Source organism: Streptococcus huangxiaojuni, from assembly GCF_040930515.1.
Taxonomy (GTDB): domain Bacteria; phylum Bacillota; class Bacilli; order Lactobacillales; family Streptococcaceae; genus Streptococcus; species Streptococcus huangxiaojuni.
Genome location: NZ_JBFQEG010000004.1, coordinates 142,821 through 169,509, shown reverse-complemented (window position 1 = coordinate 169,509; position 26,689 = coordinate 142,821). Strand labels below are relative to the sequence as shown.

Genomic DNA, 26,689 nt, shown 5'->3' with positions numbered 1-26,689 from the left:
CTTGTTAAAAGCAACCGCCAATTGATTGCCAAGGCACATGTGCAGGCACCTTGGTGAATCAGCCAAAAACCTCACACAGACTGCGCAAGGAAAGACTGCGGGCCTTTCGTACTGAATAGCCGAATAAAATTATAAACAGTAAAATTCAAAACAAATTTTTGGTAAGCGATCCTCTTACTTCTTATTCTTTAAACGGCGTTTAATTTTCCAGATACTGGCACCTAAAGCCGGGAGAGTGAAGGTCAGAGTGTTTTGATAATCTTTCCATAAACCTGACTGCGTCCGTGTCTGCGGGTTATGCTCTTTCCAGACACCGCCATGCTCTTCCATTTCAGTATTGAGGATTTCTTCGTAAATACCTGCCAGAGGCACTCCGATTGTAAATTCTCTGCGTTCAACCGGGGTCATATTAAAGACACAGACCAGCATATCGCCTTTATCATTTTTGCGGATAAAGCTCAAAACACTTTGAGCTGTATTATCTGCATCAATGATTTCTAATCCTTCATAGGAATCGTCCATCAGCCAAAGAGCCTTATTGTCCTTGTAAAATTGGTTCAGATAGCTAGTGAAAGCCTGCATTTTCAGATTCAGGCCGTCAGCTTCATCCAAGTTCCCCCATTCCAGTTGGTGGTCATACTTCCACTCAAGAAACTGGCCGAACTCACTACCCATAAAGAGCAGCTTTTTGCCCGGATGGCAAATTTGATAGGTATAAAGATTGCGCAAACCGGCAAACTGGTTGTAGCGGTCTCCCCACATTTTATGCATCATGCTCTTTTTACCGTGAACCACTTCGTCATGAGAGAAAGGCAGAATGAAATTTTCATCAAAAGCATACATAAAACTGAAGGTGACCAGATTAAAGTCATACTGGCGGTAGACAGGATCTTCCTCATAAAATTTAAGGATATCATTCATCCAGCCCATATTCCACTTGTAATCAAAGCCTAGGCCATCCTGATCAATCGATCTGGTAATAGGCGTTGAAGCTGTAGATTCTTCAGCAACCATCATCACGTCCGGATGGCGGTACTTAATAATCCCATTTAGCCTGCGCAGAAAATCATAACCCTCGATATTGCGGTTGCCGCCAAACTGATTTGGAGACCATGGACCATCATCATAGTCCCGATAAAGCATGTTGCTGACCGCATCCACTCGAATTCCGTCAATATGGTACTGCTCAATCCAAAACAGGGCACTGGAAATCAAGAAAGACTGAACTTGCGTTTTTCCTAAATCAAAATTAAGAGCTCCCCAGCGGTAATTATGAGCGCGGTGGTGATCCTGATACTCATAAGTAGGCGTCCCGTCAAAATAGGCAAGCGCATCATCATTTTGTGTAAAATGCCCCGGTACCCAGTCGACAATAACCCCAATATTATTTAAGTGACAGGTTTCAACAAAATCCTGAAACTCCTCAGGAGTGCCGTAGGTATGTTCGAAGGCAAAGTAACCCATCAGCTGATAGCCCCAGCTCATGCCGAGCGGATGGGCCATAATCGGCATGAACTCCACATGTGTGTAGTTCATTTTCACCAGATAGGGAATCAACTCATCTTTAAGCTGAGCAAAAGTGTAAGGCTGACCTGAATCAGTCCGTTTCCAAGAACCTGCATGAACCTCGTAAATATTGACTGGACGCTGTTTGAAACCAAAACGTTTGCGGCGCCCCATCCACAGAGAATCTTTCCACTTCTTCTCTGCAAAAGTTTTAACATAGGCTCCGGTACCCGGCCTGTCTTCTAAATAAAGAGCAACAGGATCCATCTTTTCAACAACCTGTCCCCCCTGTCTTTTGACAAGGTACTTATAGAGCTGACCTTCTTTTGGAAGACTGGTAAAGACTTCCCAGACCCCTGCCTCATTTTTTGTCATTTTGACAGGAGCGTCTTTCCAGGAACTAAAGTCTCCTATAACATGCACCTCTTCGGCATTGGGAGCCCAAACACGAAAAATATAGCCTTCTTGACCGTCCTGCACCTCTTTGTGAAGGCCAAAGTAGTGCTGAATGTGAAAATTCTCTCCGGTTCCAAAGGTGTAAAGCGCTTCTTTTGTGTCCATAGCACCATCCTTTCCATCTTTTTCTGAAACACTGACAAAATAATAATCCGGCCGTAAAAAAACAAAAATAACCTGAGAAAATCTCAGGTTATTTCGTAATATCAAGGACCATCGCTGTCAAATTTTCAATGTCTAATTCATTTCGTTGATAGCTTTTATTTGTCTCTATCATTATATCATTCACATAAAGGTTTTGCAAGCGTTTTCCAGATAGAGAGAAAATCACTTTCAGAGTTGTTAAATCATCGATTTCAAAACTGATAAAACCGCTCCCGCTGTTTGCCTCAGTCACATAAACATGGCTGCGGATTTCCTCAAAGCTCTCATATGAAAAGAAACGTGTCTTAGTTTTTAAGGCAATAATTTTCTTTATAAAATCAACAGTCGGCTTATGGTAGGTCACATAGCGCCAGTTCACTTGGTTTACCTGATCAGGAGCATTGTAAGAATTCATAGCTCTTTCCTTATCAGACCAGGTCAATTCACCGTTTTTTCCGGTTGGATACAGTTTGGTCCGCAAAAATTCCTGACCGATCTGCATAAAGGTCATTCCCTGAGTCAGCAGTCCCATTGCCGTTGCTAATTCAACACGCTTGATATGGGTAATTTTATCGTCCTCGGGATGCAGTTCTAAAAGCAGGTCATTAAGATTATAATTATCGTGAGCCTCAACATAATTCAGCACTTGGCTGGGGGTGATGTAGCCGACAATTTCATCGCTCCCCAGAATCGTCTTAGCTACCTTGTTTTCCTCAGGCGCACCGGATACAAAGCCTTTTTCAAAAGAACCGTAAACTTCTGCACCCTTGATGGCATTGCGCCCGTCATCATTGAAAAAGCCGATGCGAGGCAGCTGATAGGCATTTTCTTTTTTAGCCTTCTGCTCCGGCTGCAGTCCTGTCCCCATATCCCAGCCTTCACCATACATCAGGATTCGGCGGTCAACTTTATCCAGTTCTGCCCGAATGAGGTTCATCGTATCAATATCATGGATGCCCATCAAATCAAAACGGAAGCCGTCAATATTGTACTCCTTGGTCCAATACAAGATAGAATCCACCATATATTTACGAAACATCTCCTTTTCACTGGCCGTTTCATTACCGACACCAGTCCCGTTCTGAAAGGACCCGTCTGCATTCATCCGGTAAAAATAATCCGGGACAGACAGCTGGAAAGCAGAATCCTGTGAAGAGTAGGTATGGTTGTACACCACATCCATAATGACATTGATTCCGGCATCGTGGTAGGTCTGAATCAACTCTTTCAGCTCTAAAATACGCGTAGCCGGCTCATGCGGGTTGCTGGTAAAACTGGCTTCGGGGACATTGTAATTTTCCGGATCGTATCCCCAGTTGTAGGCGTAATTGCCTTTATCATCAAAAGTTTGATGGTGGTCAAAAACCGGCTGCAGCTGAATATGGGTGATACCAAGCTCTTTAACATAGTCAAAACAGGTCTTGTCGCCAAACTGATTTTTCGTTCCCTTCTCGAACACTCCCTTAAACTTACCGCGGTTTTCCGGACGAACTCCCGATGTCTCAGAAACTGAAAAATCACGGACATGCATCTCATAAATAACAGCCTGGTTGGGATTGTCCAGACGCCAGGTTGCTTCCTGTCCCTGTTTGACCGAGAAGCCCTTAGGCTGCAAATAAGCAGGAGCGATAACAATAGAGCGTCTGCCATCTGCAGTTGTCGCCAAAGAATAAGGATCTCTTGTATCATTGAAGGTTCGGCGGCGATAATACACCCGATAGCGGTAAGCGCGGTAGTTCAAATCGCCTGGAACAGTGACAAACCAAACACCCTGCGTATTTTTCCGGTGATCTTCCGGGCAGCTTCTGTCCCCGCGTTCCATAGTAATAACTTCAGCAACACTGGCCTTTTCATCCGTTGAGCTGTAGAGAATCAGCTCCACAAGCTCAGCAGTCGGCGCCCATAAGCGAAAGGCGGTCTCCTGCTCTTGATACTGAAAGCCCAGCCAGCCGCTGAAGCCCCATTTTAAATCAAAGGCTTGACTGTTTGTGGCCATATCAAAAGCACGCGGCTGGCGGCGGCGGTAAGCGTGGCTGGCCACTGCGGCCTGTCTAGAATAATAAAGCGTGTCATCTCCGTCAACAATCCATACTTCCGTTTTAGGAAGGCCGCTGTTGCGGTTAATGCGAAAATCTGCTGTCTTATAAGACCAGTGTGGGCTTTTAACACTTACGTAAACATGGCTGAGAAAGTAGGGAGCCGAGTATTTCAGATGAGCAACAGCGCCAAAACTGTCAAAACGTGAAAAATACGCATCCTCTCCCCATTGTCCATCCCGCCACTTCCATAGACTCAGTTCAAAATAATTTCCGCGTTGGCTATGATAATGCACAATGACAGTATTATTCATTTCCAATTACTCCTCTGCCTTCTTTTTTAAATCTTCTACTTCGTGTCTGAATTTTTGGGCAATGGCTTCCAGAGCCAATTTTTCCTGATCTAAAACAAGAGCATCGTCAGCAATTTCATCGGTATCTGCATAGAAAGTGATATGATTATTCAGATTTTGCAAAGCAATGGGGGCATCTCCGCCATATTCTCCGTCTAAATTAATCATCATACGTTTGTCAGATAAAGGCTGAATTTCCAGATAACTTGTCTTAATATAGTCTACACGTTTATCATAAATATGTTTGCCGCCGTCCAGGATCTTACGGATCAGCTGCAGTATTTCAATCAGATTAGCTGTTTTAACTAAAATCAGTGTGAAATTCCCGTCATCCAGCTTGGCATCTGGAGCAATTGTCTCAAAACCACCGACCGAATTAGTCAAAGCGACAAAAATCATGGACACATCGCCTTCAAACACACCTTTATCATGGGTGATACGGACAGGGACCGTCCGAACTCCTGGCAGCAGTTCTACCCCTTTTGCCAAATAGGCCAGATAGCCAAAGGTCGTTTTTAATTGACTGGGAACACTGTAAGTTAATTCAGTGAATGAACCGGCAGCGGCAATATTGATAAAATAATAGCTGTCATAAGCCTTGCCAATATCCATCTGGATTGTCTGGTTTTTACCAATAAGCTGAGCGGCCTTTATAGGATTGCCGCGCGGAATTTTCAGAGCACGCGCAAAATCATTGGTTGTTCCGGTCGGAATAACAGCCACTTGCGGACGCTTCACCAGAGGGGCGATCCCATTAACAACCTCATTGATTGTCCCGTCACCCCCGGCAGCAACAATAAGATCAAATCCTGCTTCTGCTGCCCGCCTGGCTTCTTTTTTAGCCGAGTCTTTGCCGGGGGTCGTCCGAAAAGCCGAAGCCTCGTAGCCAAAGCCTTCTAAAATATGCAAGACTTCGGCAACGTTTTTTTTCATAATTTCCTGACCGGATGTTGGGTTATAAATCAGCCGGGCCTTTTTTTGTTTCGTCATTTCTATTCCTCGCTTACAAACTCAGCAGCCATTTTTCATCTTTAACGGCAATTCCTAAGTTTTGTGCCTTTGTTAATTTGGAACCGGCATCGCTTCCCGCAACAACAATATCCGTTTTTTTAGAGACACTGCCTGTCACTTGGGCACCCAAATGCTGCAGTTTCTCAGTCGCCTGACTGCGTGTCATCTCTGCCAGCTTCCCTGTTAAAACAACCGTCATTCCTGACAAGGGAGCATCCTGCACCCTTTTAGGGCCCAAATAAGTGAGATTCAAGCCTCTCTCTTTTAATTCAGCAAGCAGTTTTTTAGCCTCATCTTTAGCAAAATAACTGCTTAAAGAAGCAGCGATAACTTCTCCCAGACCTTCAATGGCAGCAACAGCAGCAAAATCAGCCTGTGCCAGTGTCTCAATATCGCCAAAATGCTCCAGCAGCTGACGGCTGGCCTTAGAGCCGACATGCCGTATACCTAATCCAAAAAGGAGCCTTTCCGCCGAGTTCGCCTTTGAAGCTTGAATCGCCTGAAAAATTTTGGCTGCCGATTTTTCCTTAAAACCTTCTAAAGTCAAAAACTGTTCCGTTTTAAGTCTGTATATATCTGCGACATCACTAACCAGCTGGGCCTGAAAAAGTTTTTCAACCAAGGCTGGGCCTAAACCGTTGATATTCATTGCATTTCTGCTGGCGAAATGGACTAATTTTTCCTTAATCTGGCTTGGACACAGCGGATTGATACAGCGCAGGGCAACCTCATCCTCAAAATGGAGCAGCTCACTTCCGCAAGAAGGGCAGTTTGTCGGAATAGGCAGCGACTCCTGTCTGTCTGCTTGGCTGTCGGCAACCCGTAAAACTGCGGGAATAATATCACCTGCTTTATAAACAATAACGGTATCGCCTATACGGATATCTTTTTCAGCAATATAATCCACATTATGCAGCGTTGCCCGGCTCACTCTGGTTCCCGCCAGCTGAACAGGTGTCAGATTGGCTGTCGGTGTGACAACTCCCGTACGCCCCACTGTCCAATCTACAGACAGCAGCTCTGCTGGCTTCTCTTCAGCCGGAAATTTATAAGCAATTGCCCAGCGCGGAGCCTTGACCGTAAAGCCCAGTTCTTCCTGCATCGCTAAGCTGTTAACCTTAATGACAACCCCGTCAATATCATAGGGAAGACTGTCGCGCTCTTTGGCAATGTCTTGGATAAAATCCCAAATCTCATCCATTGATGCGCTTAGCAAATAGCGGGAATTAACCGAAAAACCAAGCTCAGCCAAGCCTTTCAGCACAGCATCCTGACTGGGTTCATCAGTTGGACTGGCCTGCTGATAAAGAAAAGTCGCTAAACGGCGTCTGGCCACTACAGCTGTGTCCAATTGCCGCAAGGTTCCTGCAGCGGCATTTCTGGGATTGGCAAATTCTGTCTCACCGTTTTCCTGACGCTCCTTGTTGATTTTAGCAAAAGAAGATTTAGGCAGGTAGCATTCACCGCGGACAGTGATATCCATGTCTCTCTTAAGCTTCAAAGGAATGTCCTTAACTCTTTTTAAATTTTCCGTAATATTTTCACCGATACGCCCGTCTCCGCGAGTTGCACCTGCCTGCAGGCGGCCGTCAGAATAAGTTAAAGAAATAGACAGACCATCGATTTTTAATTCAGCAAAATAACTGGCAGCAGGGAACTCTGATTTTATACGGCGGTCAAATTCTAACAATTCGGCGCGCGAAAAAGCATCCTGCAGAGAAAAGAGCGGATACTCATGTTCATATTTTTCAAATCCATCTAAGACAACCCCTCCCACTCGGTGTGTGGGGCTGTCCGGCTGGATGAGCTCAGGATATTGTTTTTCCAAATCCAGCAATTCATGATAAAGCTTATCATAATCGCTGTCTGATACGCTGGGACTATCCTTAGTGTAATATTCTTCAGCATATTGATTGAGCTGCTCAACCAGTTTTTTCATTCGATTTTTCATAGGTCTATTTTACCATAATTAACTTCGAAGGAAAGAGGGAAAACTCATTTTTATATTTTTTCCATATAAGAAAGCACTGAACGTTTGCTATGATCGGCAATAACTTGGTCAGCCAGCTCTTTGATTTCTTTTCTGGCATTTTGAGGAGCAACTGCAAGACCAGCATAATCCAGCATTTCATAGTCATTGAGATTGTCGCCGAAAGCCAGCACTTGATGAGGCTGAATACTGAGTTTTTTGCACAATTGCTCAATAGCAGTTCCCTTATTAATATTTTTAGCAATAATATCGATTGCCCCAAAGCCGGTTGTCACTGCTGCAAGCTGTGTCAGCCTTTGATTAATGCGCTTTTCACTAATATCAGTATATTCTAAAGGAAATTTTGTATCTATTTTTAGGACGGAGTCAGTGATTTCTGTAAAATCACTGACTCTTTTAAGATCCCCATAATAATAAGACATCCGACTGAAAAAAGACCGGTCGGCCTGAGTCAGAATATAAGCGCCCTCTCGACCCGATAAAATGACATTTTTAGGATTAAAATGAGGAATTTGCTGCAAATCCTCTAAAGCCTTTAAGTACACTTCCCTCGGAATCGCTGCTTCAAAAACAATATCAGCCGCATAGCTGACTAAGGTCCCGTTTTCAGCAATGAAAGCCATATCATTTTGTACTTCTGAAAAAAGCGCTTTTAAATTATTTAAACTTCTGCCGGAAGCAGCTGCAAAAAGGATGCCTCTGCCTTTGTAGCCTGCTATGACCTTTTTCAGCCGTTCCATACTGAACTCTCCCTGATGATCCAAAAAAGTGCCGTCCATATCCGCCGCAACTAATTTAAATGCTTCCTTCATCCTTGCTTCTCCTTCTTTTTCTTTTATTATAAAACAAAAAAAGAACAATGAAAATAAAAAGCTAAATGCCAATTTACATAAGAAAATTTGCCAACCGGATAAGAGCCCTGAACTATGTAAAAGACGGTATATAAAAAAGCGGAGCAAGCAGTCCGCCTTCTTAAATTATTGACAAAGATATTTTTGTTTGGTTAATCAATTTTCTGGTTTACTTGCTCAAATCGAAACGCTGTCCAATTTTATCCATAATAACAGCCCCCACCAAGAGCGATATCAGCTCACCGACAGCTGTGGTAAACCAAGTCAGCCAAAACGGAGCGCCTAAAAAGGCTAATTCAGCGGCTATAGTAACCATTGAGGCTGCAAAAAAGAAAGAAAAATAGAAAAAGGCTTTATTAAACAATCCCCCAAAAAGATAGTCTTTTTTGTAGCGAGAAAAAAGCAGGACACCTAAGGTCACAAAAACAAGGGTCGAACCGCCGCCCACGGCAACGTCAATAAGTTCAAAACTGTACAGATTCGCAAGCATACAGCCCAAAGTCAAAGCAATAATATACTTAGGATGATAAAAGGCAAGAAAATTCAGCATTTCCGATACACGAAGCTGATACATGCCGTAAGAAATCGCATTGAGGGGCGGAGTAACAGTTAAAACAATATAGGCAGCTGCAATAAGAGCGATATGAGCATAGTCACGGACAGATAATTTTTTCATTCAATTCTCCTTTAGCGTCAAAATAAAAGAGTCTTAGTATTCTCTGTCAGACAAGCATGTTCATAGATTGCCGTTTCGGCTGTCATAGAAAACAAACCTCTCAGCAAAACAATGAAGTCCTGCACTGTCTAAATAGAATGCCGCCATTTTATTTCACGCTTCTAATATGCTTGGTGAAAGAAGCTAAGCACCAAGGGTTGCATAAACAACTCGCTTATTGTACCATACTTTAAGCTTTTAGCCAACCCTTTGCTTGCTTTTAACTAAGATAAAGACCTGAACAGCTCCTAAATTTTACAGATAATAAACTCCCAAAAACTTTTGTTTAGGGGAGTTTATTATCTATTATTCGTGCGTTTCAGTACTCAAAATCAGCTTAATTCTGCAACTGACTGTTTTGCTTGACTAATCTCCAAAACAATCTTCAATAAGGGCAGCGGCATAGCCCATCAGCTGGGTGCTGTCCTGCATTTTGCTGCCCAAAGCCCGAACCGCTTCTCCTTCATTAATCGTCGACAATTCCAGACCCAGCTCTTCAAAACGAGCTTTTACAGCTGCCAAAACTTGACCCACCGCCTTCTGGCTGCGGACAATGGCCTCTAAACCTGCTGCCCCGTAAAAGGCATCTTCCATCCCGGAGCGAAAGACCGGTGTGAAGCCGCCCAGCATCCCTGAAACGGTATTAATCGTTGTTAAGGCTGTCGTCAGCTGTGTATCAATCGCTGTCAGACTGGTGTTGACTGTTTTCATCGTTCCCAAAACCGATATGGCTTTCCCAACGGTCCCAAAAGGCTTTTTAGGAGGCTTTTGACCATCCGGTTTTAAATCCAGTTTGTCCTTGTAGCTAACGGTTTGCTTCGCCTCTTCCAGTAAATCCTCTAAGCTGTAGGAAAGATTGGTCATCTTGACATTGACTTCTGTCAGAGAATCTTCGGCACCACGCAGATAGGTGGAAAACTGTCCGGACATGTCCTCGGCTAAATCGCCAGACCGTACATCCACCTGGTCATCAAAGGCCGATAGCACCGCCCGGTCATCAAAAACCCCGCTGCTCTCCAGATAACCCTCATAACTCTCAGGCACACTAACCGTCACATCCGGAATCTGACTGGCATCAAAAGTGCTGATGGCATTGGCCAGACCGATATCTGCTGTCTCCATCGTCGTTTTGATGGTTTGCGCCACACTTGAGGTATAAGCGACTGCCTGCAAAAGGCTGGCCAGATTCTGAGCCACAACTCCAAGCAGCTCATGGACAGCCTGAGGCAGACCATCCGCAAACTGGCTGCGGTTGCCTAAGCCTTGCAGTGACGCCTCAATGGCCCCTTCGAACTGATTAACCAGATTTTCGCCTTTTTTAGCTAAGGCGCTGGCGCTGGTATTTTCAAGCAGTCCGCCGTCAAGTGCTCCCGTAAGCCAATCATTCAAACTGCCGCCTGTAATCTGGGAAACCTGCGAGAGAATTTCACTGTCAATCATGCTTTTTAAGCTGCTGGCAGAAGTCGACATGGTCTCTAACTCATTGGCAGTCGTCTTGGGGTTCCAGGCTTTCTCTCCCTTAAACCAATCCTTTGTCCAAGTATCAAACTGGCCGGAAAAGGCAGAGCTTTTATAGTTGGAAAGAGTGGGCAGCTCATCAAACAGCTCTTCTAAATCCCGGCAGGCACTGTCAATCTCTTCGATTGCCTTGACCAGACTGATACTGTGCAGGTGCTCGACGATGACGGTTTTCAAATTCTGCTGCCGACCGCTCATATTCTCCATAACGGCCTGATTTTCGGCAGATGCCCGATCCGTCAGGTCAATCAGGTCCTGGAGCTGACTCTGTACGGTTCCAAGATTGCCTATCAGACCTTCTAAAGCTGCTGTATCCAGTTTTACCGTCCCGCCGGAAGAGGCAAATGACGGCAGCAGGGGCTGAGTGGTCAGGTAATCCGGTGTGACGGCAAATTCTAAACGGCCGTCTCTCCCAAAATCGACACCGTAAGCTTCTTCCAGAACAATCTGTTTACTGTAAGCCATGGCCTCAGCATTTTGGCGGTAATCCCGCATGCTGTGGAAGACAGGAACATCCACCGCCTGAACCCGCCCCAAATACAAGGGATTGCTTTGGGTTCCAAGAGCTATTTCCAAAGCGGTCATGAGGCCGCTGGCAGCCTGATCGCCATTATGCTTAAACAAATCGATGTGACCGTCAAAGGAAATTTCTCCTTTAGGCTGATCCCAGAGGGCATTGGTCAGAATATCCCGAGTGGTGGAAAAAGTGACCGCATAGCCCTGATAATCTGCAACTAGCTTTTTGGCCCGGTCGGCGGCTTTGCGGGAGGCTTCTGCTGCAGTGAAGAGATCCGAAGGCGCATAGCCGTTGTTAGTGGTTAGAGCCTGCTGCAGTGCAGTTTCCTGCAGAGTGAGAAGACTGACAGCCTGAGGAGCTCCCTGAAAACCAAACTTGTAGGGAATCTGCTTGAGCGCTGCCACCCGGCTGGAGAGAAAATCGCCGTAGGAATGGCCGGTAGAAACCGTGATATTGGCTCCTTGGCGCTCCACTTTTTCATAGAAGGCAGCGGCTTTCTTTTCCAGTTCTTCCAGATAGAGGGCATCATTGGTGCCGATAGCCATATCAGAGGTCACATCAGTCATACCGTCAGCCTTCATATTGGTGCCGGCATAGGCAATATAGGTCTCCCCTGTCTGACTGTCCTCCACAGCCAGCGCAGCCATCCCCGTTTCCTCATCATACATAGCGTCAGTGATGCTGGTGTCGGAAGGTAAATCTTTTACAATAGATTCTTTAGCATGATTATTTATAGTAATAAGGTCAGCATTAGATAAATCTTCCCCATCATAGTCCCTTAAACGCTCAGTATATTCATTCTCATAATTATAGACGATATCTGAAATATCTGCTGATATATCAACACGTCTTTCCATTTTTTCAATACCATTTAAACTCATTTCTGTCTCCTAGTCCTTAAAACTGATTCTGTTGGTCATTTCAAAACTCTGTTTATCATCATGGATTACTAGCGTTAAAGTATAGATTAAATTATTATCACTGTCATAATGTTGTTTAAGCCTTAAAGATGTCTTTGATATTTCAGAAAAATGGTAGTTTTCTTTGATTTTCTCGAATTGGTTTTGTTTGTTAACATCATAGCGAATAGATTTTATAAAAGTTTCCGGATGTTCCGCTGTATAATCTGAAATTGGGAGCTTTTCAAAAAAAGATTTTTTTAAATGAAGATTGAAAAATTCCTCATTATATTCTGTCGGTACGGAATCAGAATAGGATAATTCACTGCTTTCAGTAATGGATACAGGGTATTCTGTCCCCTCACCGTCTTCTGTAATAGTATACGTCCCGTCTCTGCTATTAGATAATTTATCAAAACCAACGCTATATTTTTTATCTTCACTCGTCTTACGATCTGTTTCAATAATAGTACTTTCATATTTTCTTACATTCGAAAAATCCTTTTTTTCCTCTGCCAGAAAATCAAAGAGGGGCTGGAATTCCTGTTCCAGCTCATACTGTTCTTTGGTGCGGTTATCAGGGATAGGTTCTTTAGTGCAGGCTGCAGCTGTCATTAATATCACTCCTCCTAAAATCAGGAGACCTCGTTTCCATAAGCTTTTCATCGCTGGCTCCTTTTTTGTTTTTTACTATTCTAACATGATTTGCTTTAATGTGAAAGTTATGAGAATCCGGGAACCTTTTAAACTGGCAGCAAGAATACATCAGTCATGCCCCTTAGCGTCGATAATAGATACTCCAGAAGACTTTCACTGCAACGATTCGTTATACTAAAAAAGCAGGACAAACCGATTTTTGTCCCACTCTTTTTTAATTTTTATCGCTTTGCTGGCTCTCTCTTTCAGAATGTCCTTGAATCAGTGCAGCAAGTGTTCCCCGCCGTCCTTCAAGTGCCCCGTAACGGAGCTCTTGAAAAGTCGCGTTAAAAACCGCACCTAAAATCAAAATACGGGCCAGAAAAATAAACCAGAGCATCAAAATAAAGATAACGACTGAACCGAATGTTTTTAAATCCACCATTCGCTCAAAAGTATTTAGAATATAATGACTAACCATGCTGCTTAAAAATCCCATAACAAAGGTTGTAAAAACAGTTCCCGGCAAGATATAGCGGAGCTTTTTGATGCGGACATTGGGAAGCAGGAAATACAGCAGCATCAGTCCGATAAAAATTGTCACAACAGTCACCGGCTGAGATAAATTCAGAACCACACTGTAGAAGGTATCATTCAAATCATAGCGATTATCTATGGCTTGAAGAACCCCTTTACTGAAAGTTGAAAAAATCAAAACAAAGGTCAGCAGGAAAAGTATCAGAAGACTGGCTAAAATACCGACAAGGTGACCGATAACAAAGTCCCGGTGAGGCGAGACGCCGTAGGCCTTATTAATGGCTTTCTGCAGCGAAGTCAGACTGCGTGACATCGTCCACAGTCCTGTCAGCGTTGCAACCCCCAAGATACTTCCGGACGGTTTTGAAAAGATGTTAACAGTAATTGCCGATGCCGATCTGTAAATATCGTTCGGCAAATTGTCTTTCATCAGTTTCAGCAAGTCGGAAATATCAATGTTGAAATAAGGAAAAATATTAGCAGCAATAACGATAAGAGGAAAGGCTGTCAGCAGCAGGTAGTAAGCGACCGCAATTGAAGACAAGTCCACTTCAGCACTCCGATAGTGGCGCAAGAAGGCCTGAAAAGGTTCATATTCAAGCTTTGAAAGAAGGCTGTCTATCAAATTTTTTTTCTTCATTCTAGTAGGTTCTCTCTTTTCCCTGACTGGTTAAAATCTGCGGTCCGTCTTTGGTGATGACAAATTGATGTTCATACTGGCAGGATAAACCGCCATCAAGTGTCTTATGCGCCCAGCCAGTTTCGGGATCTGTATCAATCTCCCAAGTTCCGGTATTAATCATGGGTTCAATTGTTAAGACCATGCCCTCACGCAAACGGAGACCGCGACCGGCAGTCCCGTAGTGGGGCACCATCGGTTCCTCATGCATTGTCGGGCCGACACCATGCCCGACCAAATCACGGACCACACCGTAGCCATGACTCTCTGCATAGGATTGAATGGCGGCACCAATATCACCGATACGGTTGCCGATAACAGCCTGTTCAATTCCTAAATACAGGGCTTCTTTAGTGACAGCCATCAGCTTTGCTGTCTCTTCTGAAACAGTTCCGACAGCATAGGCCCAGCAAGAATCCGCTAAACCACCCGTATAATTTTCAGTATACTGCTTCATCTCAGCAACATTATCAAAATTAAGTTTGGACACATCGACAGCAGACTTATCCAGAGGCTCACTTAAAACCATATCTACCTTTAAGAGATCCCCCTCTTTTAATCTATAATGTCTGGGAAAGGCGTGAGCCACCTCATCATTTAAGCCGCAGCAAGTCGCATAAGGATAATCCATAATGGAGCCGGAGACCCCAATTTGCAAAGGCAGAACATTTTCTTCTTTGCAGCGCCTGCGGACATACTCTTCTACTTCCCACATATCTGCACCGGGCTTTATCAGCTCACGCAAGCCCTTGTGAATGCTGGCTAAAACCGCCCCGGCCTTGTCCATCGCTTCAATTTCACGTGCTGATTTCAATGTAATCATTAACTATTCTACTCCTTGATTATTAATTAATTTTTGTTGTGACAATGGCCTTAGCAACCATTTGGCTGTTAAGATAAACAGCAATATCTAAAAGCAGACTGCGTCTGTTTTCGCTGATGATTTGCGGACGTACGGTAAGTTTATCATCAATCTGTACAGCTTGTAAAAAGTATAGCATCATTTGTTCAATAATGATATTTTTCTGTTTCTTTTGTGTTAAAACACGGACAGTAATCTCTTTAAAGAGTTCTGCCAGCACCCCTTGCGCCAAATTTCCAGTGTAATCAATCATAGCTGGCTCAACAACAAACTGATAATCCCCCTGAACCATAGAAAGGTTCGCAATAATCTGGTCACTGTAGGTATAAAGATTATTTTGGCGGAGATTGTCAGGAAGGTTTTCCATGACCTGACGGCGGGTAATCACTCCCAGCAGACTGTGATAATCAGAGACGACAGGCAGCATATTGAGATCTTCAAAAATCATCTTCTGGCTGATACTGGCCAAACTCGTCCCTGGTTTAGCAACAATAGGGTTTTCGGTCATCACTTCCGTCAAACTGAGATGCTCATCTTTTCCTAAAACATCCCGCATACTGATAACACCAAGAACTTGATTATCTGCACTGACAACTGGAAAGCGGACATGCTTGGTTTGCCTGATGAGACTGTGGTAGGCCTTAACATCCTCTGTTTCTGTCAAATAGCCATAATCTACTGCCGACTGATAGACTTGACCGACTGTTTTTAAATCTGTTTTGATACGCACATTAGATAAGGCATGGTTAATCATCGTAGCCACCGTGAAGGTATCGTAATGCGTAACCATTACGGGAATTCCCTGACTGTCAGCCAGTGAAATAACCCGCTTAGAGACTGAAAAACCGCCGGTTACCAAAATGGCATTGTGATTTTCCAAAGCCAGCAGCTGAATATTTTCCCGATCACCAACGATGAGGAGGCCTCCTTTAACTAAATAACGGCCGATATTCTGCTGTGTCATGGCACCGATAGAAAATTTACTGAATTCATGGCCAAGGCCGGCTTCTCCGGCCAAAACTTCTGAATCACTGATTCGGGCAATTTCAGCGTAGGTCAGACGCTCAATACGAACACTGGGTTTTTGCTCCACTCGGACTGTGCCGCTTCGCGGCCGAGTCTCCACTAAACCGCGGCGCTCACCCTCTTTAATCGCCCTGTAAGCCGTACCTTCACTGACCTGCAGATGATTGGCAATACTGCGGACGCTCACTCTTTTACCAATCGCTAAATGCTCTAAGTACTCTAAAATTTCCTGATGCTTACTCATAATCATAATCACCTTTAAGAATCTGATATTCAGTATAATTCCGCATCTTATGCGTATAACGGTCGCTCCCTTTAAATTCCCTCATTAAGCGAAAACCGCTTTTCTGAGCCACCCGCCGGCTGGCAGTATTTTCCTTATGCACAATGATTTTTAAAGCACGCAGATCCATAGCCGTAAAACTCAAATCAACCAAGGTCTGCAGACATTCGGTCATATAGCCCCGGCCCCAAAAATCTCTGTGCAGAAAATAACCTATTTCCGTCGTTTTAGCCGTCGGATTTAGCTTTTCAAAACGGATAGCCCCGATCATTTTGCCAGTCTCCTGATCTTCAACAGCCCAAATACCTAAAGGAGACTTCATGAAATAATGCACCAGCAGATAATCGCTTTCCTGCCTGCTGGCCTGGGTGGGAAAAATAAAATGCAGATTTTGCGGATTGGAACAGATGGCCCAAAAATCATCTCTGTCCAAAAAATTAAAGGGGCGCATCCTTAACCGCTCTGTTGTCCAAAAAGCAAAGCGCCCCAACTCTGTCCAAATATCCATAGCTATATTATACCATAACAGGCTTGAATGTTAGCAGTATAAAGGAGAAAAACGCCGGCCATGAACTGACAAGAAATAGAGAATGCCCTAAAATTCCGGTGCTAAACATAGTACGCTATGCTTAAGCCCAAGCTATTAGTTTGGAAGCCGTGAACGTCTGAAGGTTTTGTCGTCCTGCGGCCGACCGCACCCTTCTAGTCGTTCTGGCAGGGGTGCGTCTACGAAATCAGAGATTTCGGACTTACCGCCTATTTTCCTTTTGCGTTTTTAACGGGCTTTGTATCTTAATGAATTGAACACGGCCTAAGATCCTAGTGAAAAAGATGCCTGCCATCGTGATGCCAGCATCACTTGTCAGTCCCTATTTTCATACGGATTTTTATACGGCCTTTGTATCTTGTTGAATTGAACACGGCCTAAGAGCTGTGCAAAAAAGATAGACTGTCCTAGAGCTTAGTGGCTCTTCGTCCAGTCTCCTATTTTTGCTTTGCTCTTTTAACGGCCTTTGTATCTTAATAAAAAGCCCGGAACATAAGTCCCAGACTTTCTTTGTTCTATGCCGGCAGCGATGAGTCCTTTGCTTCAGTCTGTAACAAGGTGAATGTCAGCACCGAGAGCAGACAGCTTTTCGATAATATTAGAATAGCCGCGAAGGATAAATTCAACATTGCTGATCTGCGTTTGTCCATCAGCCATAAGCCCTGCAATAACAAGAGCAGCTCCTGCACGTAAATCGGTCGCTTTAACAGCTTGACCATGTAAACGGTTTGGCCCTTGATAGGCAATTCTGTTTTTATCTGCTGAAATCGCAGCACCCATTTTTGCCAGTTCAGGTACATGGTTAATCCGCTTTTCATAAATTGTATCGACAATAGTCCCCTGTCCCTCAGCACTTAACAAAAGCGGTGTAAGCGGCTGCTGAAGGTCTGTGGCAAAACCGGGGTAAGGTGATGTTTTAACAGAAACCGCCCGAAGCCTGCTCTGTTTTTCAACATAAATAGCATCTTCTTCAATCGTCATCCGAACACCCATCTCCTCCAGCTTAGCAATATAGCTCTCAAGGTGCTCATAAAGAACATTTTTAATATGGATTCCTTCTCCTGCGGCCGCAGCCAAGGCAATATAGGTGCCAGCCTCAATCCGGTCAGGAATAACCTGATGGCGTGTTCCATGCAGCTTTTCAACGCCGTCAACAGTAATGACATCTGTCCCGGCACCGCGAATACGGGCTCCCATATTATTCAGCAAAGTGGCGACATCAATAATTTCAGGTTCACGCGCTGCATTTTCAATCACTGTCCGTCCCTGTGCTTTGACTGCAGCAATCATGGTGTTGATTGTTGCACCGACACTGACTGTATCCATATAGATATGAGCGCCGTAAACTGTCTGATGAGGGGTCGTTAAATGCATGGATTCCCCTTCATAAGAAACATCCGCCCCCATGGCCTCAAAGGCTTTCAGATGCAAATCAATCGGCCGAGGGCCTAAGTCACAGCCCCCTGGTAAACCGACAACAGCCTGGCCAAAACGTCCCAATAGACTGCCGTAAAAATAATAGGAAGCACGCAGTCGACTGATTTTGTCATAAGGCACGGGAATATTCTGAACACTGCGGGGATCGATTTCAAGCGTTTCCCCAGTGTGCACTACCTTTGCTCCCATTGTTTCCATTATATCAACCAGACTGTCAACATCGGAAATATTAGGAACCCCATCCAATATCACCACATCATCTGCCAAAATAACAGCTGGTATCAGCGCCACAACACTGTTTTTCGCACCTGACACAGAGACTTCGCCTTTGAGCGGTTTGCCGCCATTAATAATTATCTTTTTCATACTTCCAAAACTTTCTTAGCTAGAACTTAACCTCTGCATTTTACCATATTTTGCCTCTTTTGACAAACTCATCCAAAAGCACAGATTCGCTTGTCCACCCGATATTCAGCAGACAGTAAAGGTTGGCAAAACAGTAAAAAAACTTTTGAAAGGCATCAGATACAGCCTCTCAAAAGCTCTATGTTTTATAATATTTTTTCTCTTCCGAACTGATTGAGTAGCAACCACAGCCATATTGGCCTAGCTGCCTTTCGTTAAAGCGTCAGTTGTCAGATTCTCACGAGACTTGCTGAAAAAGACATAGCGGCATAGTGTCCCAAATACAAGCCAGCTTGCAATGGTTAATGACACTTTCATCACTGTGTTGTTATCAATCCAAGGACTGTTCCATAAAACATGCAGAATAAGAGGATAAACCAGCCACAAGTATGATAGACGAGGTTTCAGTTTACTCTTTTGAACAAATAGGATACAGCAGGCTCCGCATAGCATAGCTGTCATTAACCAATGAGAAGCAAAAGCTGTTTCTAAGCGCAGAAAGGCCTGCAGCAAAGGATTTTCTGCCTTATCAATAAACGCTCCGATAACGTAAGTATAGTCTTCCGACAGCTGAAAACCAAGTCCTACTCCAAGGCCGATTAAAATATAGGCGGACAGCTTTTTAGCTCTGACCAAATAAGCAATAACCAATGCAATAAGAAGCTTTAAGCCTTCCTCTACAAATGGCGGCACAATACTGCCACCCCAGCTGCTGACAAAGGACTGATTGCTGATAACTGCCTTTAAAACATTTGTCAGCCAATGATTTAAAATCCCTGACAAAGAGGAAATCCCGGCGGCCCCTGCAAAGACAGACAGCCAAAAATGGGAGAGTTTCAGCTTTTCTTTTTTCGAAAAATAAGAAACTAAAACAACTAAAGGCACAAAATAAGCCAGCATAAAAATCAGTATAGCTACAGCTAAAGTCTGCCATTGTTTAGCAGACAGATTTAAACTGAAAAAAATAAAACTCTCCCACATAAAGCCCCCGAAACAAAGGAGCCCCAATAAAAAAATCAATAACTTACGCATACTCCACCTCCAACAACAACAAGATGCAAAGGCCGTATAAAAATCCGTATGAAAATAGGGACTGACAAGTGATGCTGGCATCACGATGGCAGGCATCTTTTTCACTAGGATTTTAGGCCGTGTTCAATTCAACAAGATACAAAGGCCGTTAAAAGAGCAAAGCAAAAATAGGAGAATGGACGAAGAGCCACTAAGCTCTAGGACAGGCTATCTTTTTTGCACAGCTCTTAGGCCGTGTTCAATTCAACAAGATACAAAGGCCGTTAAGAGAGCAAAGCAAAAATAGGAGAATGGACGAAGAGCCACTAAGCTCTAGGACAGGCTATCTTTTTTGCACAGCTCTTAGGCCGTGTTCAGTTTATCAAGATAGAAAGGACGAGGCCCCTTTTGACAGGGAACTGTCCCTGCTTTTAAGAGTAAACTCATTTTAAGAATGCTATCTTTCTTAACTGTATGTTTATTCTACCACAAAGAGAAAAAGCTTATCTAAAGCCTGTCTAACAAGTATCTCATTTTTATCTGTTTTTTATTTTTCACTTATTGACAGCTTGATAAAATTTATGAAAAATGAAGGTGAAAATAAAATAAATAAGGAGTTTTTCATGATTAACAAGACGACTAGAGAAGCGAAGGGCAGAAAATTATTGCTGCAAGGCTTAGTCATTTCTCTGCTTTTTTTCCTATTTTCCACCTTACTTAAGAATCTGCCAAGCAGTAAAGACAGTTCAGCTTTTTTCCCAAATGTTTTAAATTTTATCCTCAGTATCGGTTTAGCTGGTTTCTGCTATTATCTCATTAAAAGTGAAAAAATTTTTGATAAGCCACTCCAGTATTCCAAAAGCAGCAGACGTTTATTCACAATTTTAATTTGTATCTTCACAATAATGTTTTTACTTGTCTTTCGTGTGCCCTTTAATATCCTGACTATTCTGACTAAAGGGCTAACTTTAACGGTATCCACACTTTTAGCTGCGGTGGCTGCCGGAGTTTTCGAGGAACTTTTAGTCAGAGGGCTGATGTTTTCCGGCCTTTTGCAGCTCCTGTATAAGAAAAACAGCAGGTGGCCGTTTTTAGGTGCTTCATGTCTTTCTGCTCTCATATTTGGCGTCCTGCACTTCATTAATTTGACAGCAAGTCCTTTACCGGCTGTTGTTCAGCAAGTTTTTTATGCTGCTGTTTTTGGATTAGTTTTTGCTGCTCTGCGCATAAAATACAACAATTTGTGGCTTCCGGTCATTATCCACTGTCTCATTGATTTCCAGCCTGCTGTAACATCAGGCCAGGTTCCTGCCGGCAATTCATGGATTGGCCTGCTTATTGTTTTCTTACCTTTATTAATCCTTTGCCTCTTAGTGTTATCCCGCTTCGATCAGGATTACCGGCAAAGGGCCGAAGACTTTTAAAATCATTAAAAATTTATTTCAGACAGCCTATTTGTACAGCAGAGAATAGAAGCAAAAAACCTGCAACCAGTAGATTGCAGGTTTTCCTTTATCTTTTTTAAACAGATAGGAACAGCAGCTAAAACTTTAGAATTCTCACTGCAAAGCGGCTTTTAATGCCTCGGTTTTATCTGTTTTTTCCCACGGAAGATCTATATCTGTCCGCCCCATATGCCCATAAGCAGCAGTTTGACGGTAAATAGGACGTTTAAGATTCAGCATATTAATAATACCAGCAGGGCGCAAATCAAAAACTTGACGTACTGCATTTTCAAGTTTGCTTTCAGCAGCCCGGCCTGTACCAAAAGTATCGATACGGACTGACACAGGCTGAGCAACACCGATAGCATAAGCCAGCTGCACCTCAGCTTTGGCAGCCAGGCCAGCCGCAACAATGTTTTTGGCGATATAACGCGCTGCATAAGAAGCTGACCGATCCACCTTTGTAGCATCTTTACCTGAAAAAGCACCGCCGCCGTGGCGTGCATAGCCACCATAAGTATCAACAATGATTTTGCGTCCCGTTAAGCCGGAGTCTCCCTGAGGACCTCCAATAACGAATCGGCCGGTCGGGTTAATGACTATTTTCGTCTGTTCATCTAAGTACTCAGAAGGTATGACAGCCTTGATGACTTGGTCAGTCACATCCTTATGGATTTGCTGGTTGGAGACATCAGGGTCATGCTGAGTCGAAATGACTACCGTATCTACTCGAACAGGTTTATCATGAGAATCATATTCTACTGTCACCTGAGATTTGGCATCGGGCCTGAGATAGCTAATTTTACCAGACTTTCTCAAGTCAGCCAGTTTTTTAACCAGTTGATGTGAAAGTGAAATTGGCAGAGGCATCAGCTCCGGTGTTTCATCAACTGCAAAACCAAACATCATCCCTTGGTCGCCTGCGCCGATTAAATCCAAAGGATCGCTCCCGCTTTTACCACGAACTTCCAGTGCTTCATTGACTCCCTGAGCAATATCGGCCGACTGTTCGACCAGAGAAGGATGTACACCGACTGCTTCTGCAGTAAAACCGTAATCCGGATGGCTGTAACCAATTTCTGCAATTGTCTTTCGCACCAATTGGTTAATATCTATATAAGCTGTTGTCGACATTTCCCCAAAAACATGGACTGTACCTGTATACACGGCAGTTTCTACAGCCACATGCGCTTCCGGATCCTGTTCCAAAACAGCATCTAAAATAGCGTCTGAAATTTGATCGGCAATTTTATCCGGATGTCCTTCAGATACCGATTCAGACGTAAAAAGTTTGCGTTCTGACATAAAATGTCCCCCTTTTAATAATGTTTATCTGACTAAACCAGCCTGCTTTTACCAAGCAGCCAAATCTTACAGAAAAACTGTTAAGAGTAAGGCCTGCTGTAAAACAGAAAAAAGCAGACAAGAAACTGTCATTCTAGCCTGTTAAAAAGTTACAAAGCACTGACTAAAAATACCTATCCTCAAGACGGAAAAACAGCGCTAATTGGCCTATGAGGCAGTTGTCAGCGTAAAAAAGCTCTTTTTTTAGCGTCGCTTCTTAAGTTTGTCGAATTTGCCAAACGGCTTTTTTGCATCTGTCTTTTCCAGAAAACAGGTCATTTGCAGTCACCTTTTCGGGACTTATTAACCCTTTTATTGTATCATGTTTTTCATTCTTTTGTTATATGGATTTTTTATAAAAGATGACAGTCAGTCATCTTGAAAAACAGCCCTGTCACACTAAAATACGGCCAATTATGCTATAATTTGGTTATGAAAACCTACGAAAACGTTTATCAGCTATTAGAAAAAAGCGACACCTTTATCACCGGTGAGTATTTAGCTGAACAGCTCAGCCTTTCACGGACAGCCATTTGGAAAGCCATTAAAAAGTTAGAAAAACAAGGCATTGTTATTGAAGCCGTAAAAAATAAGGGCTACCGGCTGTGCAGCGGTGATCTTCTGCTGCCGGAAAAAATTGCTGAGGAACTGCAGATCGCCGTATCCATGAATGACAGCAGCCTCTCTACCCAGCTGGATGCTAAAAAAGGGATCGAGACAGCCAACCAAACACCTCACCTTTATCTGGCTACACAGCAGGGTAAAGCCAAGGGACGCTTTGAACGCCCTTTTTTTACAGCAGAGCAGGGAGGGATTTACATGTCCCTTCATTTCAAACCTCAACTGTCTTTCAACCAGACTAAGCCCTATACTCTGATGGTCGCCGCATGCATTGTCAAGGCCATTTCCAGACTGACCGGCATTGAGACTGAAATCAAATGGGTCAATGACATTTATTTAGACGGCAAAAAAGTAAGCGGGATTCTCACTGAAGCTATTGCTTCCGTTGAAACAGGCTCCATTACAGATATTATTATCGGAGTCGGACTTAATTTTTTTATCAGGGACTTTCCTGAATCTCTGGCTAATAAAGCAAGGTCGCTTTTCAGCACAGAACAGCCGACGATTAGCCGCAATCAGCTGATTACTGAAATTTGGAAGCTCTTTTTTACGATCCCTGAAAAAGACTTGCTTAAAGTTTACAAAGAAAAGTCACTCGTATTGGATAAAACGATTACTTTTGCAGAAAACGACAGAACCTATCGGGGGACTGCTTACGATATTACCGATCGGGGAGAACTGCTGGTCAGACTTGACAACGGTCAAAAAAAGACACTGACCAGCGGGGAAATCAGTCTTTCCTCTTGGTAGTGTCGAAGACATTTTTAGTAAACTGTGAAATCAGATAGGCTCGCTGTAAGTTACGCAGCAGTAAAATGCCCCAAAAACCAGCAATAAGGTAGTCTTGGCTAAAAATAGCATCGTTTAAAAAATAAGTTTCAAAGGCACATACTACCGCCATTAATAAAAATTGTCCTTTAGTCATGCTTTTATTATAGCATATCTTCATCAATTCTTAAAAAAGAAACATCCGCTCCGCTCTTGCTGCTGCAGGCCAAGCTGACTGACCGTCCCGCCTTTTCTCTTTGCCTCACTGCTGATGAGAAGCATACTTCAGATCACAGCACCCTAAGGTATAGAAGCACAGCGATTTTCCCTCTTCATTAACTTACCAGCTGACCATCTCAAGCTAATCGGCTACCGTCTCAATCTTATCGGATAGAAACGCAAAGGCTTCCGGAATCAGATCATCTTTACCGCCTTCCTGCACAGTTTCCTCCTGTTTTTGACTCTTAAAGGTTTCTGCGAATTCTGCACGAATTTGATCAAAATCAGAGCGCGGAACAGCAAGAATATTTGGAGAAAAGCCTGCCGCCTGACTCATAATATTACCAAAAACTGCGTTAAGGTCGCTTCGTTTCATGGCTTGTTCTGCATTAAAAGCGGCCTTAAAAGCCAGAATAGCCGTTTCACTATTTGCCAGGACGGGCTCAGCCCCCAATAAAAGCGCGCGGTCCTGCGCCTTAATACTGTCTAAAATTTCATTCCATGCTCCCTTTAAAGCATCTAGGTAAGCGCGCGACTGCTCACTGTCAGCGACAGTCTCCTGCATAATTTTCAGTATTTTTTCTTTATCAACCTTATACTTAAAGGCTGTTTTGGCCTTAACTTCCGGTGGCTGTTTGTCTGATACCGGCTGACCTGAACGCAAGGCTGCTATTTCTTTTTTGAGCTGGCTCACCTCTTTTTGCAGCTCCTCAATTTCAGCTGCAGACGGGCTCGTCTGCTCAGATTCCAGAGGCATTTCTGCCAGCTGAATGGTCATCATTTCAGCATATACCTTTGGATGAGTCCCCTGTTTAATAGACTGGAGGCTTGCAGTTATTAGATCAATCATTTTAAAGACTGTTTCCTGCTTAAAAGCGAGATTATCTTGAAAAACAGCGCTTCTTTGAGAAGCATCCCCTCCCGACTGAACAACCAGCACGTCACGCAGATAGGTGAGCAGGTCAGTCGCAAAACGGCTCATACTTTTGCCGCTGTCAAAGATAAGACTCAAACGGTTCAGGGCAGATAAGGTGTCATGATGCAGCAAATCGTTAACATAATCATCCAGTGCAGTCAATGAAATACTGCCGGTAATTTCTTCGGCAACCGCTAAGGAAACTTCCTTATCCGTTGTTAAACTGAGGGCCTGATCTAAGATAGATAAGGCATCACGCATGCCGCCTTCTGCCCTCCTTGCAATCAATGAAAGTGCTTCAGGTTCATAGCTGACAGTTTCCTGATCCAAAATAGCAGCCAGATGCGTTTCAATTGCTGCCGACTTAATTGTTTTAAATTCGAAACGCTGCACACGCGAAAGAATAGTGGCCGGAATTTTGTGAAGTTCTGTTGTTGCTAAAATAAAAACAACATTTTCTGTCGGTTCTTCCAGAGTTTTTAAGAGCGCATTAAATGCCCCTGTTGAGAGCATGTGAACCTCATCGATGATATAAACCTTGTAGGTTGCCCGGCTGGGAGCATAGGTGGATTTATCACGAATTTCTCTTATCTCATCAACACCGTTGTTTGAGGCAGCATCAATTTCCATCACATCCTCTAAGCTTCCCTTAGTGATGTCACGGCAGATATCACATTGATTGCAGGGCTCGCCATCAACTTGATGCGGACAGTTCATCGCCTTAGCAAAAATTTTAGCCGCACTGGTTTTTCCGGTACCTCGCGGTCCCGAGAAAAGGTAAGCATGGCTGATTTTACCGCTGGCTACAGCCTGTTTTAACGTTGTTGAAACAACTGTCTGGCCGACCATTTCCGAAAAAGTCTGGCTGCGGTACTTACGATAAAGCGCTTGATACATTATTTGTTAACTCCGAACATTTCAAAATTCCAGCAGGTTTCGTCCAGTAGCAGTGAAACAAATGCTTCCAAATAGCTTTGATCAACAGCATCGTAATCACCAATCAAAGCTGAATCTAAATCCAGAACCCCAACTAATTGACCGTCTTTAACCATCGGCAGCACAATTTCACTTTTTGCTGCTGAATCACAGGCAATATAATTCGCGTAAGTTCCTACATCGTCAACAATGACAGTCTGCTGCCTTTGAGCAGCTTCACCGCACACACCCTTACCCATAGCAATACGTACACAGGAAACATTTCCTTGAAAAGGACCGAGTATTAGCTGCTGTCCATCAAAAAGATAGAAACCTGCAAACACAGAATGAGGCAGTGCTGTCTTTAAGAGAGCACTGGCATTGGCTAAATTCGCCAGTACATTAGATTCATCGGCGAAAAGTGATTTCGCCTGAGCCAATAAAAGCTGATAATTGTCTGTTTTCTTTTTTTTCTTATCCATATACCTATTATTATAACAAAAAACACTTATATTAAAAGCAGAAACAAACTGAATAAAAGCTGTTTTAGCTATCAGTTCCAAAGGCTGTGCCTGTATGCTGGCTTTATTTCGGCGAAACCTGCTTAAATGCTGATAAAAATTTAACAGCCAAGCAAAAGAAAATGCTGTTTTAATGACAGATGTCATAAAAACTTAATATCCATCTTATTTACTTAGTGCTATACTGGGTTTGTTATTACTAAATGAGGCTGGTCTTCTGTGGAAAAATGCCCGCATCACTTTCTGATAGGGCAGCGGTAGATTATGGAAATTATATGGACCCACGATTTTTCTAAAGCAGAATCAGGCTCTTATGATATTAATAAAGTCCGTCCTAAAATACAAGTGAAAAAGATGGCCTGTGTGCTTTGTACTAACAATTAATAGAGAAGCCGTAGACGTCTGGTAGTGGGACAGAACTTTTGTCAAGGATAAAAAGTTTGTTGCCTCACCCCCGCAAGGCCTAGTAGGTATAGGTATTTTAAAGCTTTGAAAAAGCGACTAAAATGTCACTAGACGAC

Annotated in this window: 20 protein-coding genes and 1 riboswitch; of the genes, 2 read left to right on the top strand and 18 right to left on the bottom strand. The window is 43.5% G+C overall.

The features are described from left to right. Positions 1-174: 174 nt before the first annotated feature. The 14 genes from glgB to AB3329_RS04260 form a co-directional block, all read right to left on the bottom strand. Positions 175-2,067 (bottom strand): 1,4-alpha-glucan branching protein GlgB, encoded by a 1,893-nt coding sequence (glgB, locus tag AB3329_RS04325; RefSeq protein ID WP_368394513.1) that lies wholly within the window; start codon positions 2,065-2,067, stop codon positions 175-177. A gap of 88 nt (positions 2,068-2,155) precedes the next feature. Beyond that, on the bottom strand, positions 2,156-4,456 hold the full coding sequence (pulA, locus tag AB3329_RS04320) for a type I pullulanase (RefSeq protein WP_368394512.1): 2,301 nt from the start codon (positions 4,454-4,456) through the stop codon (positions 2,156-2,158). A 6-nt stretch (positions 4,457-4,462) separates the two neighbouring features. Next, a complete protein-coding gene (locus AB3329_RS04315; RefSeq protein ID WP_368394511.1) occupies positions 4,463-5,485 on the bottom strand; it encodes a diacylglycerol kinase family lipid kinase in 1,023 nt (340 codons plus the stop codon). Between the two features lie 13 nt (positions 5,486-5,498). Next, positions 5,499-7,457, bottom strand: coding sequence for an NAD-dependent DNA ligase LigA (ligA, locus tag AB3329_RS04310; RefSeq protein ID WP_368394510.1), 1,959 nt, complete (start codon positions 7,455-7,457; stop codon positions 5,499-5,501). 50 nt (positions 7,458-7,507) lie between these two features. Next, positions 7,508-8,308 (bottom strand): Cof-type HAD-IIB family hydrolase, encoded by an 801-nt coding sequence (locus AB3329_RS04305; RefSeq protein WP_368394509.1) that lies wholly within the window; start codon positions 8,306-8,308, stop codon positions 7,508-7,510. Between the two features lie 208 nt (positions 8,309-8,516). Continuing rightward, positions 8,517-9,023, bottom strand: coding sequence for a QueT transporter family protein (locus tag AB3329_RS04300; RefSeq protein ID WP_368394508.1), 507 nt, complete (start codon positions 9,021-9,023; stop codon positions 8,517-8,519). After that, positions 9,021-9,250: riboswitch (PreQ1 riboswitch) on the bottom strand. (Overlaps the previous gene by 3 nt.) A gap of 178 nt (positions 9,251-9,428) precedes the next feature. Further along, positions 9,429-11,978: an SA1320 family protein gene (locus tag AB3329_RS04295; protein WP_368394507.1), complete on the bottom strand. Its 2,550-nt coding sequence runs from the start codon at positions 11,976-11,978 to the stop codon at positions 9,429-9,431. Between the two features lie 9 nt (positions 11,979-11,987). Then, a complete protein-coding gene (locus AB3329_RS04290; protein ID WP_368394506.1) occupies positions 11,988-12,662 on the bottom strand; it encodes a hypothetical protein in 675 nt (224 codons plus the stop codon). A 205-nt stretch (positions 12,663-12,867) separates the two neighbouring features. Next, entirely contained in the window at positions 12,868-13,809 is a 942-nt protein-coding gene (locus AB3329_RS04285) for a YihY/virulence factor BrkB family protein (protein ID WP_368394505.1), read from the bottom strand. A gap of 1 nt (position 13,810) precedes the next feature. Continuing rightward, complete coding sequence (locus AB3329_RS04280; RefSeq protein WP_368394504.1) at positions 13,811-14,671, bottom strand: methionyl aminopeptidase; 861 nt, start codon at positions 14,669-14,671, stop codon at positions 13,811-13,813. 22 nt (positions 14,672-14,693) lie between these two features. After that, positions 14,694-15,980, bottom strand: coding sequence for a CBS-HotDog domain-containing transcription factor SpxR (spxR, locus tag AB3329_RS04275; RefSeq protein WP_368394503.1), 1,287 nt, complete (start codon positions 15,978-15,980; stop codon positions 14,694-14,696). Further along, positions 15,973-16,527 carry a GNAT family N-acetyltransferase gene (locus AB3329_RS04270; RefSeq protein ID WP_368394502.1) on the bottom strand — a complete coding sequence of 185 codons (555 nt, stop codon included), beginning with the start codon at positions 16,525-16,527 and terminating at the stop codon, positions 15,973-15,975. Before AB3329_RS04270 ends, spxR begins: the two co-directional genes overlap by 8 nt. A 582-nt stretch (positions 16,528-17,109) precedes the next feature. Further along, the gene (gene murA, locus AB3329_RS04265; protein ID WP_368394501.1) at positions 17,110-18,369 is read right to left on the bottom strand and encodes a UDP-N-acetylglucosamine 1-carboxyvinyltransferase; all 1,260 of its coding nucleotides are present in this window, start codon (positions 18,367-18,369) and stop codon (positions 17,110-17,112) included. 240 nt (positions 18,370-18,609) lie between these two features. Next, entirely contained in the window at positions 18,610-19,440 is an 831-nt protein-coding gene (locus AB3329_RS04260) for a PrsW family glutamic-type intramembrane protease (RefSeq protein WP_368394500.1), read from the bottom strand. A gap of 602 nt (positions 19,441-20,042) precedes the next feature. On the opposite strand from AB3329_RS04260, the gene AB3329_RS04255 reads away from it, so the two are divergent. Continuing rightward, positions 20,043-20,843, top strand: a complete 801-nt coding sequence (locus tag AB3329_RS04255) for a CPBP family intramembrane glutamic endopeptidase (protein ID WP_368394499.1) — start codon at positions 20,043-20,045, stop codon at positions 20,841-20,843. 135 nt (positions 20,844-20,978) lie between these two features. On the opposite strand, the gene metK is transcribed toward AB3329_RS04255, so the two are convergent. Next, positions 20,979-22,169, bottom strand: coding sequence for a methionine adenosyltransferase (gene metK / locus AB3329_RS04250; RefSeq protein ID WP_368394498.1), 1,191 nt, complete (start codon positions 22,167-22,169; stop codon positions 20,979-20,981). A gap of 471 nt (positions 22,170-22,640) precedes the next feature. Here metK and birA point away from each other — a divergent pair, with 471 nt between their 5' ends. Then, positions 22,641-23,579, top strand: coding sequence for a bifunctional biotin--[acetyl-CoA-carboxylase] ligase/biotin operon repressor BirA (gene birA, locus AB3329_RS04245; protein ID WP_368394497.1), 939 nt, complete (start codon positions 22,641-22,643; stop codon positions 23,577-23,579). On the opposite strand, the gene AB3329_RS04240 is transcribed toward birA, so the two are convergent. From AB3329_RS04240 to AB3329_RS04230, 3 genes are all read right to left on the bottom strand, one after another. Continuing rightward, positions 23,560-23,754: a DUF3272 family protein gene (locus tag AB3329_RS04240; RefSeq protein ID WP_368394496.1), complete on the bottom strand. Its 195-nt coding sequence runs from the start codon at positions 23,752-23,754 to the stop codon at positions 23,560-23,562. The genes birA and AB3329_RS04240 overlap by 20 nt on opposite strands. Before the next feature lie 204 nt (positions 23,755-23,958). Beyond that, a complete protein-coding gene (gene dnaX / locus AB3329_RS04235; protein ID WP_368394495.1) occupies positions 23,959-25,629 on the bottom strand; it encodes a DNA polymerase III subunit gamma/tau in 1,671 nt (556 codons plus the stop codon). Continuing rightward, entirely contained in the window at positions 25,629-26,129 is a 501-nt protein-coding gene (locus AB3329_RS04230) for a GAF domain-containing protein (protein WP_368394536.1), read from the bottom strand. Before AB3329_RS04230 ends, dnaX begins: the two co-directional genes overlap by 1 nt. Between the last annotated feature and the right edge of the window lie 560 nt (positions 26,130-26,689).

What these genes read in the sequence shown, in the direction of transcription:
- glgB (WP_368394513.1), bottom strand. Translation starts at nt 2,067, where the DNA reads ATGGACACAAAAGAAGCGCTTTACACCTTTGGAACCGGAGAGAATTTT.
- pulA (WP_368394512.1), bottom strand. Translation starts at nt 4,456, where the DNA reads ATGAATAATACTGTCATTGTGCATTATCATAGCCAACGCGGAAATTAT.
- AB3329_RS04315 (WP_368394511.1), bottom strand. Translation starts at nt 5,485, where the DNA reads ATGACGAAACAAAAAAAGGCCCGGCTGATTTATAACCCAACATCCGGT.
- ligA (WP_368394510.1), bottom strand. Translation starts at nt 7,457, where the DNA reads ATGAAAAATCGAATGAAAAAACTGGTTGAGCAGCTCAATCAATATGCT.
- AB3329_RS04305 (WP_368394509.1), bottom strand. Translation starts at nt 8,308, where the DNA reads ATGAAGGAAGCATTTAAATTAGTTGCGGCGGATATGGACGGCACTTTT.
- AB3329_RS04300 (WP_368394508.1), bottom strand. Translation starts at nt 9,023, where the DNA reads ATGAAAAAATTATCTGTCCGTGACTATGCTCATATCGCTCTTATTGCA.
- AB3329_RS04295 (WP_368394507.1), bottom strand. Translation starts at nt 11,978, where the DNA reads ATGAGTTTAAATGGTATTGAAAAAATGGAAAGACGTGTTGATATATCA.
- AB3329_RS04290 (WP_368394506.1), bottom strand. Translation starts at nt 12,662, where the DNA reads ATGAAAAGCTTATGGAAACGAGGTCTCCTGATTTTAGGAGGAGTGATA.
- AB3329_RS04285 (WP_368394505.1), bottom strand. Translation starts at nt 13,809, where the DNA reads ATGAAGAAAAAAAATTTGATAGACAGCCTTCTTTCAAAGCTTGAATAT.
- AB3329_RS04280 (WP_368394504.1), bottom strand. Translation starts at nt 14,671, where the DNA reads ATGATTACATTGAAATCAGCACGTGAAATTGAAGCGATGGACAAGGCC.
- spxR (WP_368394503.1), bottom strand. Translation starts at nt 15,980, where the DNA reads ATGAGTAAGCATCAGGAAATTTTAGAGTACTTAGAGCATTTAGCGATT.
- AB3329_RS04270 (WP_368394502.1), bottom strand. Translation starts at nt 16,527, where the DNA reads ATGGATATTTGGACAGAGTTGGGGCGCTTTGCTTTTTGGACAACAGAG.
- murA (WP_368394501.1), bottom strand. Translation starts at nt 18,369, where the DNA reads ATGAAAAAGATAATTATTAATGGCGGCAAACCGCTCAAAGGCGAAGTC.
- AB3329_RS04260 (WP_368394500.1), bottom strand. Translation starts at nt 19,440, where the DNA reads ATGCGTAAGTTATTGATTTTTTTATTGGGGCTCCTTTGTTTCGGGGGC.
- AB3329_RS04255 (WP_368394499.1), top strand. Translation starts at nt 20,043, where the DNA reads ATGATTAACAAGACGACTAGAGAAGCGAAGGGCAGAAAATTATTGCTG.
- metK (WP_368394498.1), bottom strand. Translation starts at nt 22,169, where the DNA reads ATGTCAGAACGCAAACTTTTTACGTCTGAATCGGTATCTGAAGGACAT.
- birA (WP_368394497.1), top strand. Translation starts at nt 22,641, where the DNA reads ATGAAAACCTACGAAAACGTTTATCAGCTATTAGAAAAAAGCGACACC.
- AB3329_RS04240 (WP_368394496.1), bottom strand. Translation starts at nt 23,754, where the DNA reads ATGACTAAAGGACAATTTTTATTAATGGCGGTAGTATGTGCCTTTGAA.
- dnaX (WP_368394495.1), bottom strand. Translation starts at nt 25,629, where the DNA reads ATGTATCAAGCGCTTTATCGTAAGTACCGCAGCCAGACTTTTTCGGAA.
- AB3329_RS04230 (WP_368394536.1), bottom strand. Translation starts at nt 26,129, where the DNA reads ATGGATAAGAAAAAAAAGAAAACAGACAATTATCAGCTTTTATTGGCT.